Origin of the sequence: [Bacteroides] pectinophilus (genome assembly GCA_025146925.1) — a bacterium.
In the GTDB taxonomy this organism is placed as follows: Bacteria; Bacillota; Clostridia; order Lachnospirales; family Lachnospiraceae; genus Bacteroides_F; species Bacteroides_F pectinophilus.
Map to the genome: position 1 here is coordinate 2,559,441 of CP102260.1, position 18,060 is coordinate 2,577,500.

Annotated in this window: 13 protein-coding genes, 15 tRNA genes and 1 rRNA gene (1 of these 29 cut by a window edge); all 29 read right to left on the reverse strand. The window is 44.4% G+C overall.

Going from position 1 to position 18,060, the window contains the following annotated elements:
• Positions 1-37: 37 nt before the first annotated feature.
• Positions 38-199 (reverse strand): hypothetical protein, encoded by a 162-nt coding sequence (locus NQ488_12000; protein ID UWN95281.1) that lies wholly within the window; start codon positions 197-199, stop codon positions 38-40.
• Positions 186-1,526 (reverse strand): bifunctional folylpolyglutamate synthase/dihydrofolate synthase, encoded by a 1,341-nt coding sequence (locus NQ488_12005; protein UWN95282.1) that lies wholly within the window; start codon positions 1,524-1,526, stop codon positions 186-188. Before NQ488_12005 ends, NQ488_12000 begins: the two co-directional genes overlap by 14 nt.
• Positions 1,523-3,094 carry a hypothetical protein gene (locus NQ488_12010; protein UWN95283.1) on the reverse strand — a complete coding sequence of 524 codons (1,572 nt, stop codon included), beginning with the start codon at positions 3,092-3,094 and terminating at the stop codon, positions 1,523-1,525. The genes NQ488_12005 and NQ488_12010 overlap by 4 nt, the downstream gene beginning before the upstream one ends.
• 77 nt (positions 3,095-3,171) lie before the next feature.
• Positions 3,172-3,253, reverse strand: a tRNA-Leu gene (locus tag NQ488_12015).
• Between the two features lie 59 nt (positions 3,254-3,312).
• The gene (locus NQ488_12020) at positions 3,313-4,542 is read right to left on the reverse strand and encodes a glycosyltransferase (protein ID UWN95284.1); all 1,230 of its coding nucleotides are present in this window, start codon (positions 4,540-4,542) and stop codon (positions 3,313-3,315) included.
• The gene (locus NQ488_12025) at positions 4,532-4,759 is read right to left on the reverse strand and encodes a hypothetical protein (protein UWN95285.1); all 228 of its coding nucleotides are present in this window, start codon (positions 4,757-4,759) and stop codon (positions 4,532-4,534) included. The genes NQ488_12020 and NQ488_12025 overlap by 11 nt, the downstream gene beginning before the upstream one ends.
• Before the next feature lie 37 nt (positions 4,760-4,796).
• Complete coding sequence (sdaAA, locus tag NQ488_12030) at positions 4,797-5,672, reverse strand: L-serine ammonia-lyase, iron-sulfur-dependent, subunit alpha (protein UWN95286.1); 876 nt, start codon at positions 5,670-5,672, stop codon at positions 4,797-4,799.
• Positions 5,673-5,690: 18 nt separating this feature from the next.
• Entirely contained in the window at positions 5,691-6,350 is a 660-nt protein-coding gene (sdaAB, locus tag NQ488_12035) for an L-serine ammonia-lyase, iron-sulfur-dependent subunit beta (GenBank protein UWN95287.1), read from the reverse strand.
• A 31-nt stretch (positions 6,351-6,381) separates the two neighbouring features.
• Complete coding sequence (locus NQ488_12040) at positions 6,382-8,988, reverse strand: right-handed parallel beta-helix repeat-containing protein (GenBank protein ID UWN95288.1); 2,607 nt, start codon at positions 8,986-8,988, stop codon at positions 6,382-6,384.
• Between the two features lie 155 nt (positions 8,989-9,143).
• A tRNA-Lys gene (locus NQ488_12045) sits at positions 9,144-9,216 on the reverse strand.
• 72 nt (positions 9,217-9,288) lie between these two features.
• Positions 9,289-9,361: transfer RNA gene (locus tag NQ488_12050), tRNA-Gln, on the reverse strand.
• Between the two features lie 6 nt (positions 9,362-9,367).
• Positions 9,368-9,441, reverse strand: a tRNA-His gene (locus NQ488_12055).
• Positions 9,442-9,456: 15 nt separating this feature from the next.
• Positions 9,457-9,530 (reverse strand) — tRNA-Arg (locus tag NQ488_12060).
• 4 nt (positions 9,531-9,534) lie between these two features.
• A tRNA-Gly gene (locus tag NQ488_12065) sits at positions 9,535-9,605 on the reverse strand.
• Positions 9,606-9,649: 44 nt separating this feature from the next.
• Positions 9,650-9,724 (reverse strand) — tRNA-Pro (locus tag NQ488_12070).
• Between the two features lie 111 nt (positions 9,725-9,835).
• Positions 9,836-10,447 carry an XTP/dITP diphosphatase gene (locus NQ488_12075; GenBank protein ID UWN95289.1) on the reverse strand — a complete coding sequence of 204 codons (612 nt, stop codon included), beginning with the start codon at positions 10,445-10,447 and terminating at the stop codon, positions 9,836-9,838.
• 73 nt (positions 10,448-10,520) lie between these two features.
• The gene (locus tag NQ488_12080) at positions 10,521-12,236 is read right to left on the reverse strand and encodes a lectin like domain-containing protein (protein ID UWN95290.1); all 1,716 of its coding nucleotides are present in this window, start codon (positions 12,234-12,236) and stop codon (positions 10,521-10,523) included.
• Positions 12,233-13,387: a class I SAM-dependent RNA methyltransferase gene (locus tag NQ488_12085; GenBank protein ID UWN95291.1), complete on the reverse strand. Its 1,155-nt coding sequence runs from the start codon at positions 13,385-13,387 to the stop codon at positions 12,233-12,235. Before NQ488_12085 ends, NQ488_12080 begins: the two co-directional genes overlap by 4 nt.
• Positions 13,388-13,481: 94 nt before the next feature.
• Positions 13,482-13,769, reverse strand: coding sequence for a rhodanese-like domain-containing protein (locus tag NQ488_12090; protein UWN95292.1), 288 nt, complete (start codon positions 13,767-13,769; stop codon positions 13,482-13,484).
• Between the two features lie 162 nt (positions 13,770-13,931).
• Positions 13,932-14,144: a hypothetical protein gene (locus NQ488_12095; protein UWN95293.1), complete on the reverse strand. Its 213-nt coding sequence runs from the start codon at positions 14,142-14,144 to the stop codon at positions 13,932-13,934.
• A gap of 425 nt (positions 14,145-14,569) precedes the next feature.
• Positions 14,570-14,643 (reverse strand) — tRNA-Arg (locus NQ488_12100).
• 36 nt (positions 14,644-14,679) lie between these two features.
• Positions 14,680-14,765, reverse strand: a tRNA-Leu gene (locus NQ488_12105).
• Between the two features lie 23 nt (positions 14,766-14,788).
• A tRNA-Val gene (locus NQ488_12110) sits at positions 14,789-14,861 on the reverse strand.
• Between the two features lie 44 nt (positions 14,862-14,905).
• Positions 14,906-14,979 (reverse strand) — tRNA-Asp (locus tag NQ488_12115).
• Between the two features lie 71 nt (positions 14,980-15,050).
• Positions 15,051-15,124, reverse strand: a tRNA-Ile gene (locus NQ488_12120).
• Positions 15,125-15,131: 7 nt separating this feature from the next.
• Positions 15,132-15,204, reverse strand: a tRNA-Thr gene (locus tag NQ488_12125).
• Positions 15,205-15,239: 35 nt separating this feature from the next.
• Positions 15,240-15,311 (reverse strand) — tRNA-Glu (locus NQ488_12130).
• 24 nt (positions 15,312-15,335) lie between these two features.
• Positions 15,336-15,407, reverse strand: a tRNA-Asn gene (locus tag NQ488_12135).
• A gap of 130 nt (positions 15,408-15,537) precedes the next feature.
• Positions 15,538-18,060, reverse strand: a 23S ribosomal RNA gene (locus NQ488_12140); it runs 367 nt beyond the window's last position.

The window sequence follows — 18,060 nt, forward strand, 5'->3', positions numbered from 1 at the left end:
CCAATACAACTTAGTAACTAATTATTGTCAGTAATTATTACTTATTCTTCTTATTGCTGTTGCTGTCTGATGCTTCAGCCATTATCTTGCCAAGGACATCAGTTATGTCAGGTATATCCTTGTTATATATTGCATCTTCGGCATCCTCTACTTCAAGGATAGGCTGAAACTTCTTAATCTCTTCATCAAAATCTATCATTATCCAACATCACCTTTCTTACTTCACCTGCAAGATATAATGAACCGGCACAGATTACTGTAGCATTGCCGCCAAAGCACTCCACAGACTTCTTAACTGCCTGTCCCACATCCGGTTCCTCATTCACATGCCCATCCGTATATCTTCTGAATGTATCCGCTATCTTTGATACATCAAGGCATCTTGCGCCTTCTATCTGAGTTATGACATATTCATCAAATATATTACTGTCACAAATCTCCTTAATCATCGACGAATAATCCTTGTCATTGACGGCTGAGAACATTAATACATAATGCCCTCGCGTATTCTTCTTCATGGCTGCTGCCGTGTCAAGCAGCGCTGCTATTCCATCCGGATTATGTGCCCCGTCAATATAGAAGCCTTCACAGACCTGCTCCATCCTTCCTTCCCAGGTAACACTTTCAAGGCCTCTTCTTATTCTGTCAATATAATTCTGACGATCCATACTGTCATATGCAATCCTGTCAAAGCATCTGCTCTCAACCAGCATCTGTACCGCTGTCATTGCAAGCGCTGCATTCATCACCTGATACACTGCCGGTGTTGCAAGTCTGAAAACATTATCTTTATAATAAATGCTATCCAGTGAAAAATCAATATGTTTGGAACCTATTTCATGTATTTCACATTGCGATTTTTCGACGCCAGCCGCTTTAATTCCCATTGCTTCGGCTTTTTCTTCTATAACATGTGAATACTCCTGGCCCGCAACATATACCACAGGTGCTCCATGCTTTATTATTCCTGCTTTCTCCGCTGCAATCTTCTCCACTGTATCTCCAAGTATTGCAACATGGTCAAGGCTTATTGATGTGATTACTGTCATCACAGGACTCTCAACTGCATTAGTAGAATCGAGCCTTCCTCCAAGTCCTGTCTCTAATATCACAACATCCGGCTTTTTCATTGCATAATACAGCATTGCAATTCCTACAAAGAAATCGAAATATGATATCTGCCCGAATCCATCCTTCAGAAGCTCAAGTTCTGCCCGATGTACTTTTTCAAAGCAATCCGTAAAATCCTCATCACTTATAAGCTCATCATTAAACCTTATTCTCTCATTCTCCCTGATAAGATGCGGTGATGTAAATACACCGGTGTTAAGCCCCAGACTTCTCAACATTCCTGCTATATACATACAGACAGAACCCTTGCCGTTAGTCCCTGCGATGTGTATTACCTTAAGCTCTCTCTCCGGATTGCCGAGTCTGGCAAGCAGCGCTTTTGTGCACTCAGCCCCCGGTCTGTTGCCATACCTTGATACACTGTTTATATGTTCAACTGCTTCTTCCCATGTCATGCCGTTATCTTCCTTATATACGTTCCTGAATATATTACGGTTGCATCCTTTCCCGGACTCACAAGGCACTTAATTCCATTATACTTCGTAACCTTTCCGTCCTGCTCCTCTTCTTCGGTCCATAAGCCATATGCATCAGGTCTTCTGCTGTCATGCATCTCCTTCAGGTACTCCTCAAGCTTAAGCAGCTCCGACCTTGTAAATGTAGTTATAATTGTACTGAATATTACATCATCAAATGTAAATCTGAAGAAATATGCTTTCCACTGGAGTTCAATCTCTCTGCTGTGCTTTGCTATCATTCCGTCAGTTGCCGAACGTACCTCAGTAAACTCCGCATTCATCTGTTTTAGCAGCTCCCGCTTCTGCATAAGCTGATTACCTAATCCGTCCATCTGTGCCTCTGCCTTTGACAGCTTTTCCTGCGCCCAGTCACGGTCTCTGCTTGCTTTTGTAACATCGGCAAAATACTTTTTTGCCTCATCCTTATTCTTCGTGGAATCGGCTTTTGTATATTCATTCTTAACAGCTTCGAGTCCATCCCAGACTATGTCAGCCTGCTTCTTACTCTCAAGGAGTTCATTATAGACAGCCGTTGCTTTCTCAAACTTCTGCTTCAGCTGCTCTTCCTCGCCTTTCTGCTGCATGATTCTGCTCATGTAATCCTTACGCCTGTTAAGGCTCGTCCAGTACTGTTTCTCTTCATCAGACGAATAGCCTCTGCCTCCTTCAAAGCTTGGCAGAAGGTCTGTTGCAAATGTAAACCTGCCTCCATATCCCTTAACAATAATCCACACAAGCTCAGCAAGCAATATCCTCGGCATTCTGTTAAAGCCTCTCATCATATCATAGGCTGCACCGACTCTGAGACTCATCTCGTCAAATGGTTCAAACCCCATAGCCGTTACTACCATGGCAAGTTTCTGTGTTCCATTCTCATGCCTTATCGTCTTGCCCAGTCCCGCACCCGAAAACTCTGTCGGTCTTACGGTTCTCGCAAGCTCACGCATCATCTCTATCGGCACCTTGTTCAGCGCCATCTGTATCTTTTTGTCGGCTTCCTTAATCTGCTGTGGTGTCTGCGCCGCAAGCTCCCTGTGAAGCCTTGCAAGCATCTGTTCATGGTACTTATCCTTGATTGACACACACATATTGGCAGGTGATATATCATCTCTTTCTGCAAATACCTTTCCCGCCTCACGCGTTATCCATACAGACAGTGTGTCCACGTCCATCGCTTCCGGTATTACCGATGAATCAAGTTCCCTGCATTTGTTGTATACCTCATGCATAAGCCTCTCATTAAGTTCAGCCCTGCTCATTGATGCCATCTGCTCCGACTGCTGCTTTATCCTGTCAACAACCGTCACTACTTTGTAATCAAATCTTCCTTCTCCATCGTTGTTAGCCGGACTCACAAGCATATTAGCCCACTTTGCAAGAGTCCCTATAACTCTTGTTCCCGTCTCCGCTGCTGCACTTGATAAAGACACGCTGCGAAGGACTGCAATCTCTGTACGAAGTTCATCATCACTTAGCTTTTCTGCTGCTTTAAATAAATTCGGCATACCGCATTCCTCCACATATATTAATACAAAAGGGTGGGCGTGCAACTTAGCACTGCCCACCCGGTCAACCGCTGTAGTGCGGATAACAGGACTTGAACCTGCACGTCTGTTGACAATAGAACCTAAATCTATCGCGTCTGCCAATTCCGCCATATCCGCCGGCCGTATAACTGCCAGGCCACAACCTTAGCATAATACATATCCATAATAGCATTTTTTTACATTAACGTCAACCAATCATCAAGTGTACGGGCTCTGTGCGCCCATGTATGTCCTGCAAGTGCAAGCTCCATTCCGGCATGTGCCACCTTACTGCCATACTGACTATTAAGCAGTCTGTGTGCTCCTTCCACAAGTCCACTCATCCTGCCATCCCGTCCTTTAAGGCTGTAGAACACGGCATCCTTTCCGTCAGTCAGTATCTGATTAAGATATCTGCTGCCATCCGTGAGAACCGCTGCGCCGTTAAGCATTGTATTAAATATTCTGTCGTGTGCTCCGTCCTTAAACCACGGCATGACGTTAAGCCCGACCTTTGCCTGTGCAAGTGCTTCAAGACATTTCTTTGAATCTCCCGGGCCGTGGCAGATTATATTATCTTTACATCTGCATTCTAAAGCCTCCCAGCCTGCTCCAAACACATCTACCCTGAATCCCGCATCGGCAAGTTCTGCAACTGCCATTCCGCGATAATGGAATCTTGCCCACAGATCTATAAATATCATATTGGCGTAACAGCTTTTTATATCATCATCTGACAGCTTTCCATTATCACTTCCCTGGCCGTCAAGCTCCCTGACAAGCATCGGTTCTGCTATCTGTTCAAGCGTCTTGTCCGGATTGGCAAGCTGCACATCCAGTATCTCATGATAAAAATCCCGATATTCCCTGTCGAGATGTGCTATGTACCTGTCAAATGTCTCAGGTCTTGTATAATTGCCTGTCATTACAATATCCATCGGACGCTCTTCCCATGGTATCAGGTCTTCGCCGGTTTCAAGCATTGTACCGGCAAGAGGAAGAAAACCTGCAAGCTTTATTCCAGGAAAAAATCGTTTCATATACGCCTCATGATTCTTATCTATACTCACCTGGCGGTATCTCACAGGCAGCTTTGCAATATACTTATGATAATAAAACGGATGGTCGAGCACTATATTCATACATGGGATATCCTGTGTATCCCAGAATACGCTTCCGTCATCAGCATAGAGAAACCTCTCTCCTGCAAGCCCGTTGAAGTTAAAAGACAGCATATAAATGCTGCTGCCTGTCCTTCGTGCATCCTCAACAAACGCCTTAAGCTGCCTGAAGCTTAATTCATCACTCATAAGATTATAGAAAAATATCCTGTAACCCAGCCTGTCAAATTCCTTTGCAAGCTCATATGAGAAGAATTCCTGTGTCTCTACACCACCGCAGAACATAACCAGACATTTATCTGACATTCTTAATCTCCTCAAACAGCTCCAGGTCTGACTGTGATATCTTAACATTAGTGCATATGTCCTCGCCTCCCGGCTGCTTCACATGTACCTCAATTATAGTACCTTCCCTTATTGCACCTTTGCTCACCGCCTGTAAGAACATGGGGAATTTCGGATGATTTGCCGTGAATCTGTCCCATGCACCTTTTATCTTTAATATACTTGCCGGATTAAACATTAATATTACTCCTCTGTTAATTATTGTTTTATTTCATTTATATTTCTTCAAGCTTCTCTTTTATCTTAAGGGCTGATGGTGTCTGTGCAAGACCTCCCTCGCTTGTCTCCTTGAGACCTGCAGGCATTGCGTTGCCTATTCTTCGCATCGTATCAATCACCTCATCCGGATCAATTGCACTTCTTATACCTGCAAGTGCCATCTGTGCAGATGCTATTGCATTAACAGCGCCTGCAGAATTACGCTTTATGCATGGCACTTCAACAAGCCCGCATACAGGGTCACACGCAAGACCAAGCATATTTTTAAGTGCCATCGCCATTGCGTTAACTATGCAGTCATTATCACCGCCCGCAAGATATGCAAGCCCTGCTGCTGCCATTGCACTTGCAGAACCTATCTCCGCCTGACATCCACCGGATGCTCCGGCTATGCTTGCATTCTCTGCTATTACTGCTCCTATTCCCGCTGTTATGAACATCGCTTCAACAATCCTGTCCTCAGGCACATTGAAAATCTCTTCATACGCTATGAACACTGCCGGTATAACTCCACATGAGCCGGCTGTAGGTGCGGCAACTATACGCCGCATGCATGCATTGGATTCCCCCATCTTAACTGCCTTTTCCATTGCCAGTGACGTAAAATCACTGCACAGCTTTTTATCAGACATATTGTATATATGAAGTTTCTCGCCATCACCACCAGCAAGCCCGCTTGCTGACCTGAGCCTGCTGTCATATGACTTGTCCGCCTGCTTCATGGCAGTGTACATGGCTCTCATGCCTGCAAATGATTCGCTCTGCACTACCTGTCTCTCAATGCAGTCCTCTTCCATAATGACCTTCCATATCGGAAGCTTTTCATCTGAACAAATTGTAAGAATATCTTTTACGGAATGATATCCTGCCATAACTGTCTCCTTTTTATTCTACTCAATCGAAAGGTATGTAACCTTCTTCACGCCTTCCACCTTCTCAAGCCATCTGATGCCATCCTCCGGTATCTCCTGATCACACTCAAGTACCATTACAGCCTCGCCGCCGCGGTTTGAGCGGTACAGCTGCATGGTTGCTATATTAACACCTTTGTGCGAAAGCATTGATGTTACCTCTGCAACATGCCCCGGCTGGTCAAGATTATGAACAACAAGTGTCGGGTAATCGCCTGAGAAATTGGTATCAATTCCGTCAATCTGTGCAATATTTATCCTTGCACCGCCTATGGACTGGCCTATCACTTCAAGCTGCCTTCCTGACTGCCCGGTAAGTATAAGCTGCGCCGTATTCGGATGTGCATCCTTCAGCCGCGCTTCACCAAAATGCACCTCCATCCCCTGCTCCTTTGCAATCTCGAAGCTGTCCGGTATTCTCATGTCATCAGTGTTCATTCCAAGCAGTCCTGCCACAAGAGCCTTCCTTGTACCATGCCCTTTACCTGTTGCAAGAAATGAACCGTACAGATTAATCTGTGCCTTACTGACAGGCTCTCCCATAAGCTTCCGCGATATATATCCTATCCTCACAGCCCCTGCCGTATGTGAGCTGGATGGTCCTACCATTACCGGACCTATTATGTCAAATATATTCATGCAGGCCTCCATTTCATTCTAGTTCATGTCCCTAGTGCTTCTTCTTTTTAACGCACACATAAGCCACTGCAGCTGCTGCTATTATTACCACAAATACTGCATATATTACACCTTTGCCGGTATTTTGATTCTGCTTTGGAACATCGGAACTAATCACTGCCGTATCATAAGAATCTGCTGCACCTATAACTGCACCTACGCCTGACGGAGCCTTATCCGTAAGGACAAATAATCCATGCATGTCTATACTTCCGTCACTGTCACGCGTAGGAACTATGTTATTATAATCCACTGATTCAAACCAGTCTGCAGATACCTTGCTTCCATCCTTATTAACACATTCCCTGCTGTCTATATTCTTACAAATATAGTTGTTCGTTTTGTAGATGACATCATCATTCTGTCCTTTAAGTGTAAACTTGTCAGATGACATTTTCCCGGAATCGGTAACAGCCGCCGTATAAAAGCTGATTACATTTTCAAGGACATATCCCGTATTTCCTGAATACTTTTCGCCGTTCTTAGGTGTAAGCTGGTAATTATTCCTGCTGTCCGTTCCTCCCGTTCTTGAAAAATGTCCGTTATCCACTGACGTACAATTATATACCCGGCAGTCCGGCCCATTATTACTCATTATTCCCGAACCTCCGTTATTCCATGCCACACAATTTTTAAGCACATGTTTTCCGGTAAGACCTTCTCCACCAAGCTTGAAGCCATTACCACTCGCCTTGGAATTACTTCCGTCTTTAAGCATTCCGTTATTATATGCAAGTGAATTCTGTATCGTAACAGGCTCTATCGGACCATATCCTTCTGTATCCTTGGCATACAGATCGTATCCGTCATCAGCATTAGAATATGCAATACATCCGTCGAATACATTGTCACTGCCAACTGACAGCTTGGCGGCAAATCCATCTGCATCATTCTGCTTACTGTCACAATTATAATATGATGAGCAATTCTTAATCTGATTTCCCGAAGGCCACCATTCTGACGGTTCGCCGCCGGAGTAACTTATCTGAAGGCCTGTAGAACCATTCTCATAAATATTACACATTTCTATTGTATTATTGCTTCCTGACACATGTATTCCCTTGGTTCCGTCTGAAGCGTTACATACATCTATTCCGTATATATTCCAGTAATTACCTTTTAACGAGATTACCGCATCCGATGATTTGGCAATTGAAGATCCATTAAACACTGCTCTGCCTGCATTCTCAGCCTTAAGTGTAATAGGCGCATCCTTTGTTCCGCTTACGCTGTATGTAATTGAAAGCACCGTCTTCATATTATATGTTCCGTCAAGCAGAACTATTGTCTGGCCTGCCCTGGCATACGCTGCCGCAGTTGCTATATCTACAGGAGCTTCCTTTGTTCCTGAAGCATCTGCCGCCCCCTGTGGTGATACATAGACAATGCCGTTTCCTGCTGCCACTGCGTCTTTTCTTGTTACTTTATCTTTTATCTCTACAGGTGAATAATCCTTTAGCAAAAGCCTGTCAGAGTATTCCCTGCTGCCATCTGCATTTATAGCGTTTTCATATGGCTTAACCGTTGTGATAAATGTAGTATCACCCATCGGAAGGCTGATGCCCTTATCAGACAATGCAAACTTTACCGCATCTCCTGAAGATATCTCCTGCCCGTCTATATATATATTGCCATGGTCATCCTTTACCGTTAGTGTTCCTTTTACATTACCTGTAAAACGATATATGTAATCATCGGATGAAGTAGTCGTTCCGTTAAATGTCTTAACCGATACCTTGTCATAATCTGCCCACGCTGATTTATCAACAGCTGCTTTTTCTTCCGCCGTAGGTGTGTGCTGTTCATAAGAAATATCAGTAACCTCTACAGTCCCTATACGGCTTGCATAAAAACCTATATACACATTCTCTTTATCCTGCTTAAGAAGCTTCTCAGGATTATAAATGCGCTTTGAGTAATTAATCTTACTCCAGTCATCACTGTAGTAATTAAATACATATCCGTTGCTGTCTTTAACAACTTCAAAATTATAATACAGATTCTTTGCATTGTCTGATTTAAACACTGTTGCGTCCTTGTCAAAATACTGCGTCACATCACACGTGCCACCATTATTACTCTTTCCCGACGCATCTATATTACCAAACAGAGTTCTTATTCCCGGAATACATGTCTTTGTTGCCTCATTTTTTGTTGCTGCACATATCTCGGCCTGATTCAGGTAATCAGCACTTGCATCTTTGCTTCCAAGGCTGTCTGTGACAATTATTCCAAAAGAAGACTGATTATCTGCTTTGTCTACCTTTGTTACGTGAAATCTTCCTCTTACAGTCACATTGTAATCGTCTGATTTGACCTTAGTATAATACATCACAAACCCTGACTGCCCGGTATTGGCCATCTTACCATTGCTGCCCGAATTAAGCTGCAGAGTCCCTGACGCAGCGTCATATGACGCATCTTTCATCTTGTCCGACTGCGTTCCAAGCTTAACCGTCTGCCATTTTCCATCTTCAAGTGTTTTCCCTGAATCAGTACCGGCTTTTATACTAACCGGGCATATTGCCAATACTATTCCTGCTGCAGCCATTAACGCGGCTGCAATGTCCATAATAGTTCTTAACCTTTTCTTTCCCATACTCTGCTCCATTCAATTCAAATTAATGAATAATTATATTTTATTTACACTGCATTATACTCCAAGCCACTCTTTTCTTCCATATAAAAATGAAAGTCTGATAAAAAAGCAAAAAAAAGAACGCATACGCGTTCTTCTTACTCTCATTATTAAAGTGAGCCCACCGGGGTTTGAACCCGGGACACCTAGATTAAAAGTCTAGTGCTCTACCAGCTGAGCTATGAGCCCATACATCTTCGATTCGTAAACCGATTAATGGAAATCGCGACCAGCCGAATCGTTACAGCTTCACGATCCAAGCTGGGCTAGTTGGATTCGAACCAACGAGATGCAGGGATCAAAACCCTGTGCCTTACCGCTTGGCGATAGCCCATTAAAGGGTGAGTACAGGGATTCGAACCCTGGGCCTTCAGAGCCACAATCTGACGCGATAACCAACTTCGCTATACCCACCATGTAATTAAAAAGTGTGCCCGAAGGGATTCGAACCCCCGACCCACGGCTTAGAAGGCCGTTGCTCTATCCAGCTGAGCTACGGACACACAAAGCGGGTGATGGGAATCGAACCCACGTATCTAGCTTGGAAGGCTAGTGTTCTACCATTGAACTACACCCGCATAAAACATATTATATTAAGTTACAGATGATATTCCGTAACCAATCGGGGTGACAGGATTCGAACCTGCGACCTCTTGATCCCAAATCAAGCGCTCTAGCCAAGCTGAGCCACACCCCGATATAACTGCTGCTTAGCGGCTTCAGAATCTTTAGTACCGCAACGCAAGTGTTATTATATTATAAGGCTATCAGAATGTCAACACTTTTTTTAAAGTTTTTTTGATTTTTTTTACTTTTTTTTGACAAGCCCCATTTCAAGCAGTTTTGCCTTCATTGCAGCCAGTGCTTTGCCCCTGTGACTGATACTGTTTTTGACTTCCATTGACAATTCGGCAGTCGTTGCATCATATTCCGGTACATATACTATAGGATCGTATCCAAAGCCATTCTCACCCTTCTGTTCATAACCGATAAGCCCCTCTATCGTTCCCCTTGTTGTAAGTGTACGTCCGTCAGGAAGCGCCGCTGCAATAACACATACAAACCTTGCACTTCTGTCATTGCCTGTAACGCCTTCAAGCCTGTCTATTATAGACCTGTTCTTAATATCATATGACGTATCTTCTCCCATATATCTTGCAGAATACACTCCCGGTTCCTTATTAAGATAGTCAACTTCAAGACCCGAATCATCTGCAAGAGTAATCATATTGCATTCCTGCATTACTGCCCGTGCCTTAATAAGAGCATTTTCCTCAAATGTTGTTCCATTTTCATCTATATCAATATTAATTCCGGCATCCTTCATGGATACAACTTCAACATCAAGGTCAGACATAATCATCTGTATTTCCTTCATCTTGCCGGCATTACCTGTTGCAAATATAATTTTTTCTGCCATTTCAATATACCTTTCTACACTATTCTATCATGTTACTGTCTGCTTCACGTCACACATTCTGCTATATATTCCGCTAATCAATACTGTCGGTAAACATCTTAAGGCATATATTACAGTTCTTGGATTCCTCAACATGTTCCCATGACCTTCCGTTAAGACTCACATACCCGCACCCGTCATCAAGAACTACATCTGCAGTATACTCATCCGCGCGGTATTCTATGGCAACCGGACGCACTGAGCCCGGAGTCTTAATCTTAATAATTACAGCACACTGTGAGCCTGCTGCAAGTTCAACCGGCTTATCCAGCTTAACCGTGTAATATCCCGCATTGACAAAGCTTCCCTTCTGGACAAACTGCATCTTATCAAATGACGCCGTGCTCTTAAAATCATTTACAAGATATATCTCATATTCTGTCGCCTTGCCGGTTGCATAAAAGCTTACTGCGCGAAGCAGCTCATCATCCTCAACCGTATATACATTAGAAAAGTATGCCGTTGAATCATCATATCCCATCTGACCTACCCAGCCGCACTGGTCCGTCTGATAGATCTTCTCATAATTATCCGTACTTTCAATTCCTGTATATACCACATTATGCATACCAATATTAGAATCATAATACGATACATAAAATAATCCGTTATCTCCAAATGAGCTTCCCCAGCTGTTCATGCAGATAAATGCACCGTCTCCCTCAAGAGTTCCGTTGAAATTATACTTGGAATAATTGTCATCCCAGCCCACGATAACAACATCATGATTAGGCCTGTTTGTTCCTATGTAACAGTATGCATTGTTAGATTTGTTGTAATACCTTGAATATCCGCTTCCTGACGTCATCTGCGTATATATGGACGTCTGCACGCCACCATGCAGGAATACTGCTTTCTTAATACTCTCAAAATTCTTGCTGTCGATAATCTGGACTTCCTGGACATGCTTCACAGGCTTTGCGTCATAATTACATATTCCGTCACCATAAGGGTCATCCTCTTCCTTCACAGGTCCTTTCCACGATGCCAGATACGCTATTGCGCGCATACACTCGCCACCATCCGCCTGAGTTCCCTTAAAGCCGTTATTAACACTCATATTATCTACTGAAAATGTATAATGTTCTTTTGGGAGCAGCCCTGATTCAAGTGCCGTACATGCGGCAAATGCCCAGCATGTGCTCAGCCTGCCCTGATTACGCACTGATGGCAGCTTGTCCAGGTCAGCATATGTAAATCTTGACGGAAGAACATTGGCACTTTTCTTGCTGTCATTAAGGAATACTGTATTCTTATCTATATCCCACTTATAACCATAACCAAATGCCTTCTCAAGCACTTCAGCCTGCACATATGCATCACCATCAATAATCTGCGCAGCATTCTTTATCTGTGACACATTCTCTCCCACAGTCATAAAATCCGTGCCAATCTCAATATCTGCCCTTGCGCTGCCTTTCATTATAATGATGCTGCTTTCATCTATGCATGCAAATGCACATTGAAAATCCTTAGTAAAAAGATTCTCATCTAACATAATCTGATTATCACTGTTCATGATAATCTGCCCTTTTGACACTTCACGCTCTTTGCCATCCAGAACAAGTTGTATTCCACGGGAATTAATCTCCTGTGCAATAATCATATTCCATTCTGCCGGGCGTTCATCATTTGAAACAGTCTGGCCTACTGCAATCTCTTCCCTTAAGAGCCTTCCGCCAAAGATGACTCCGGCAAACACAACTGCAATTACAACAAGTGTAATATACAGTCCCTTATTATCTTTCAATTCGTTCCTCCACGTCTCGGCGGCTTCGGACCTAAGAACTGGTAGAAGTAAGTCTTAATCATACCATTGTAAATCTTACGGTTCTTATCAGCTTTTCTGCCAAAATATTTTTCTGCATCTTCATAGGAAGTTATCATATATGCCGACCATGTATCCAGCTTGGCGAATTGTCTTCCAAAAGCCTCATATATAGGCGGCAGAGCTGACTTTTCCTCAAGTCTTTCACCATATGGCGGGTTGGTTATAATAAATCCGTATTTTTTAGGATGGCTCAGTTCACGTACATCTCTCTTCTGGAAATGTATGAGCTTGTCCACACCAAATCTGGCAGCATTCATTCTTGCCACCTTAAGGACCTCATCATCAATATCATAACCCTGAATATCAACATCAATATCGAGATTAACCATATCCTTTGCTTCTTCTATTACAGCATCCCACTCAGCTGGCGGTATAATATTATCCCACTTCATAGCTGTAAATGTTCTGTTCATTCCCGGAGCAATTGAAGCAGCCATCATAGCTGCCTCAATTGGAAATGTACCACTTCCGCAGAATGGATCAACAAGTATTCTGTCCTTATTCCATGGTGTCAGCATAATAAGCGCCGCTGCGAGTGACTCAGAAATCGGTGCTGCACCGGCTACCGGCCTGTATCCTCTCTTGTGAAGTGAATTGCCTGTTGTATCAAGTGCTACAAGTACCTCATCCTTGACTATATTGATACGGATAGGATATTCACTTCCTGTCTCCTCAAACCAATCTGTCTTATATTTTAACTTAAGTCTCTCAACTATTGCTTTCTTAACTATACTCTGTATATCTGAAGAGCTGAAAAGCTTGCTGTTAACTGAGTTAGCTTTTGTTACCCAGAATTTTCCATTCTTTGGTATGAGGTTCTCCCACTCAAGCGCCTTTGTATTCTCAAACAGCTCATCAAATGTCTCTGCCTTAAACCTTCCGACCTGCATAAGAACCCTTTCAGCCGTTCTTAAACCTACATTAGCCCTGCATATAGCCTCTGCATCACCTTCAAATGTTACTCTTCCGTCTTCAACCTGCGTTATCTCATATCCCAGATCCGTTATTTCTCTCTTAAGCACCGCTTCAAGTCCAAAATGACACGGCGCAACCAGCTTAAAAATCTCCATATAAACCTGTCTGCTCTCTCTTTATTTATTTTGTATGTTATTTTTTATTTCATATTTCCCATGTTCTTAATTGTAAGGCGTAGCCGCTGCATTGTCAACCAAATGCCCCATATCCGCCAATAACACTTTTTGCTGCATATCCCATCTCATCAGCCCTTCTTGCCGCTATCATACTGTTGGCACCTCTGTCGCAATAGAATATAAGTACAGCCGTCTTATCATATCTTACTATCTCCCTCTCAAATGTATTCATCTCCATGTGCACCGCACCTTCAACATGCTCCTGAAGATACTCGTTTTGCGGCCGCAGATCAATAAGCACTGCATTCTTATCCTGCATGTATGCCTTTACCATCCTTGCATTAATAATCTCAAATGACATATCATCATCCCGGCACTCAATATATAATATATATTATTCATATTTCAAAAAAATGCAGCATGGTCATGACTTATGTACTCAAATAATTTCATATATCATACATATATCCTGACCACACTGCGCCCCACTATTTATTATCTCGAAATAATATACAGATGCCTGTTAGTAACAATCATCCTCTTTATTATAAGAATTGCCAAAGCAGTCCGAACTGTCTGAACTGTTCTTTGAACTGTTTTTTGAACTGTTCTTAGAACTGTTATAAGAACTGTTCCTGGATGAATTGTCTGATGCATTCTTCGATGAATTCTTTGATGAATTCCCCATTGAATCTGTTGAATTACTCTCTGATGAGTTATAGCTGTTCTTTGCCATTATCAGGCCCTCCTTATAAGCTTATATTAAATATGCTACATATCCTAGTATTACTTATAATCCTTCTTTTTATTCAGTACTTATCGCATCTTTCGACATTATTTAAAATTTTTTTCATTTTTCTGCAATTTCCTGTTGCAAAACATGAAATCATATGATATATTATCATTTGTAAGAAGAAATTCCCCTTATTATTTCTTTTTACTATAACCCCTTATTAATTATTTATACTCCCCTCAGAGAGACCATACAACTAAGTTGTATGGTCTTTCGCTTTCTATAATATTATTTTCAAACTAATATTATTTTTATACTATCTATATAAACTACATAACAGTCATCAGGATTTCCCGGTAAAGCAGCCAGCATGTCAAAAACAATAAACAAACAAAAAAGGACCTGTACACATACAGATCCTCAAACAGTGCGCCAAAAGGGACTCGAACCCCCAACCTTTCGGTCCGTAGCCGAACGCTCTATCCAATTGAGCTATTAGCGCATACATATTAAATTGATTTGTATTAGCAAATCCAAGTGCCGGCGACCGGACTTGAACCGGTACGGGAATTTCTTCCCATTGGATTTTAAGTCCAAGGCGTCTGCCAATTCCGCCACGCCGGCCTAAAATGCTTAACCGCATTAAGTGGGGCCTATAGGGCTCGAACCTATGACCCTCTGCTTGTAAGGCAGATGCTCTCCCAGCTGAGCTAAGACCCCATATGATATTGCAGATATCATATGATAAACTGTAATAACACAAGCGACCCGGATGGGGTTCGAACCCATGACCTCCGCCGTGACAGGGCGGCGCTCTAACCAACTGAGCCACCAGGCCAAATTACTAATGTATTATATCACTAAAATACCTGATATACAATAGATATAATATTCAATTAAATAAAATAATGGACCTTCGGGGACTCGAACCCAGGACCGACCGGTTATGAGCCGGTTGCTCTAACCAACTGAGCTAAAGGTCCATATAAGAGCCGACAATCGGACTTGAACCGATAACCTGCTGATTACAAATCAGCTGCTCTGCCAATTGAGCCATGTCGGCATGTATAAAATTCATAAAACCTATATACACGAAAATGACTCCAAGGGGATTTGAACCCCTGTTACCGCCGTGAAAGGGCGGTGTCTTAACCGCTTGACCATGGAGCCTTAATAATTATATATATTAAAAAGCTCCCCGAGTAGGGCTCGAACCTACAACATCACGGTTAACAGCCGTGCGCTCTACCATTGAGCTATCGAGGAATATGCGCTGCAATGCCACGCACTACTTACTGAAAGGTTTTGACCCTTCAAAACTGCACATTAAATTATCTTTTACATCCCTTACCTTCGGATAACTCCTCAGGCACTCTCTTTCTATCCGTTTCTTTCTTCGGTTAAGCCCTCGACCTATTAGTACTGGTCAACTGAATACATTGCTGTACTTACATCTCCAGCCTATCAACCTTGTCGTCTTCAAGGGGTCTTACCTGATTACTCAGTGGGATATCCCATCTTGAGGGGGGCTTCACGCTTAGATGCCTTCAGCGTTTATCCCTGCCCGACTTGGCTACCCGGCCGTGGCATTGGCATGCCAGCCGGTACACCAGAGGTCAGTCCGTCCCGGTCCTCTCGTACTAAGGACGGCTCCTCTCAGATATCCTGCGCCCGCGCCGGATAGGGACCGAACTGTCTCACGACGTTCTGAACCCAGCTCGCGTACCGCTTTAATGGGCGAACAGCCCAACCCTTGGGACCTACTCCAGCCCCAGGATGCGATGAGCCGACATCGAGGTGCCAAACCACTCCGTCGATGTGAACTCTTGGGAGTGATAAGCCTGTTATCCCCAGGGTAGCTTTTATCCGTTGAGCGATGGCAATCCCACTTTATGCCACCGGATCACTAAGTCCTACTTTCGTACCTGTTCCACCCGTCGGTGTCACAGTCAAGCTCACTTCTGCCTTTGCGCTCTGCGAATGGTTTCCGTCCATTCTGAGTGAACCTTTGAGCGCCTCCGATACCCTTTCGGAGGCGACCGCCCCAGTCAAACTCCCCGCCTGGCATTGTCCCACCGCCGGATCACGGCGGCTGGTTAGAAACCTAGCAATGCAGGGGTGGTATCCCAACGCCGGCTCCATGACAACTGGCGTCATCATTTCTCAGCCTCCCACCTATCCTGTACGTGCAATGCCAGATCCCAGTGCCAAACTAGAGTAAAGCTCCATGGGGTCTTTCCGTCCTGGCGCGGGTAGCCAGCATCTTCACTGGCACTTCAATTTCACCGGGTGCATTGTCGAGACAGCGCCCAAATCATTACGCCTTTCGTGCGGGTCGGAACTTACCCGACAAGGAATTTCGCTACCTTAGGACCGTTATAGTTACGGCCGCCGTTTACTGGGGCTTAAGTTCGATGCTTCGTTTCCTGACATCTCCCCTTAACCTTCCAGCACCGGGCAGGCGTCAGCCCATATACTTCACCTTTCGGTTTTGCATAGACCTGTGTTTTTGCTAAACAGTTGCTTGGGCCTATTCTCTGCGGCCACATTGCTGTGGCACCCCTTCTCCCGAAGTTACGGGGTCATTTTGCCGAGTTCCTTGACAATGCTTCTCCCGCCGGCCTTAGGATTCTCTCCTCATCTACCTGTGTCGGTTTACGGTACGGGTACAATGGACACTATAGCGGCTTTTCTTGACGGCAGGCTCCGGAACTTCGCTACTTTTGTTTCGCTCCTCTCACCGCTCTGGCTTGCATGCGGGTTTTGCCTCGCATACGCCTCCTCGGCTTTCACCGGGCTTTCCTTTCCCGGCTTTCCTTTACCTCCCGTGTCCCCACAGTTCTGATCCATTGCAGTACAGGAATCTCAACCTGTTGTCCATCGGCTACGCGTCTCCGCCTCGCCTTAGGCCCCGACTTACCCGGGGCAGATCAGCTTTACCCCGGAAACCTTGGATATTCGGCCTTAAAGATTCTCACTTTAATCTCGCTACTCATTCCGGCATTCTCTCTTCATGACACTCCACGGCTCCTTGCCGGTACCGCTTCGCCGCGTCATCAATGCTCCTCTACCAACCATACTTGTGTATGATTCCCATGCTTCGGTGTCGTGTTTCAGCCCCGGACATTTTCGGCGCGGGACCTCTCGGCTAGTGAGCTATTACGCACTCTTTGAATGCGTGGCTGCTTCTGAGCCAACATCCTAGCTGTCTTTGAAATCCCACATCCTTTTCCACTTAACACGCACTTTGGGACCTTAGCAGTGGGTCTGGGCTCTTTCCCTTTTGACCACCCAACTTATCTCGTGCAGTCTGACTCCTGTGAATCATCACCACGCCATTCGCAGTTTGATATTCTTCGGTAGGCTTTGACGCCCCCTAGGAAATTCAGTGCTCTACCTGCGTGTGACTGTCACAGGGCTAGCCCTAAAGCTATTTCGAGGAGAACCAGCTATCTCCGGGTTCGATTGGAATTTCTCCCCTACCCACACCTCATCGCCACCCTTTTCAACGGATGTGCGTTCGGCCCTCCACTACCTCTTACGGCAGCTTCAGCCTGGACATGGGTAGATCACCCGGTTTCGGGTCCACGTTTACTGATTACATGCACTCTTCATGCTTGCTCTCACTTCGGCTCCGTACCTTAAGTACTTAACCACACCGGTAAACGTGACTCGCCGGACCGTTCTACAAAAAGTACGCGGTCGGACTTTAACGTCCTCCCACAGCTTGTATACACAGGGTTTCAGGTTCTCTTTCACTCCCCTCCCGGGGTCCTTTTCACCTTTCCCTCACGGTACTATGCGCTATCGGTCACTGGGTAGTATTTAGCCTTACGGGGTGGTCCCCGCTCTTTCCCACAAGGTTTCTCGTGTCTCGTGGTACTCTGGATACTGCCTCGCTGCCTTCGGATTCGGATAC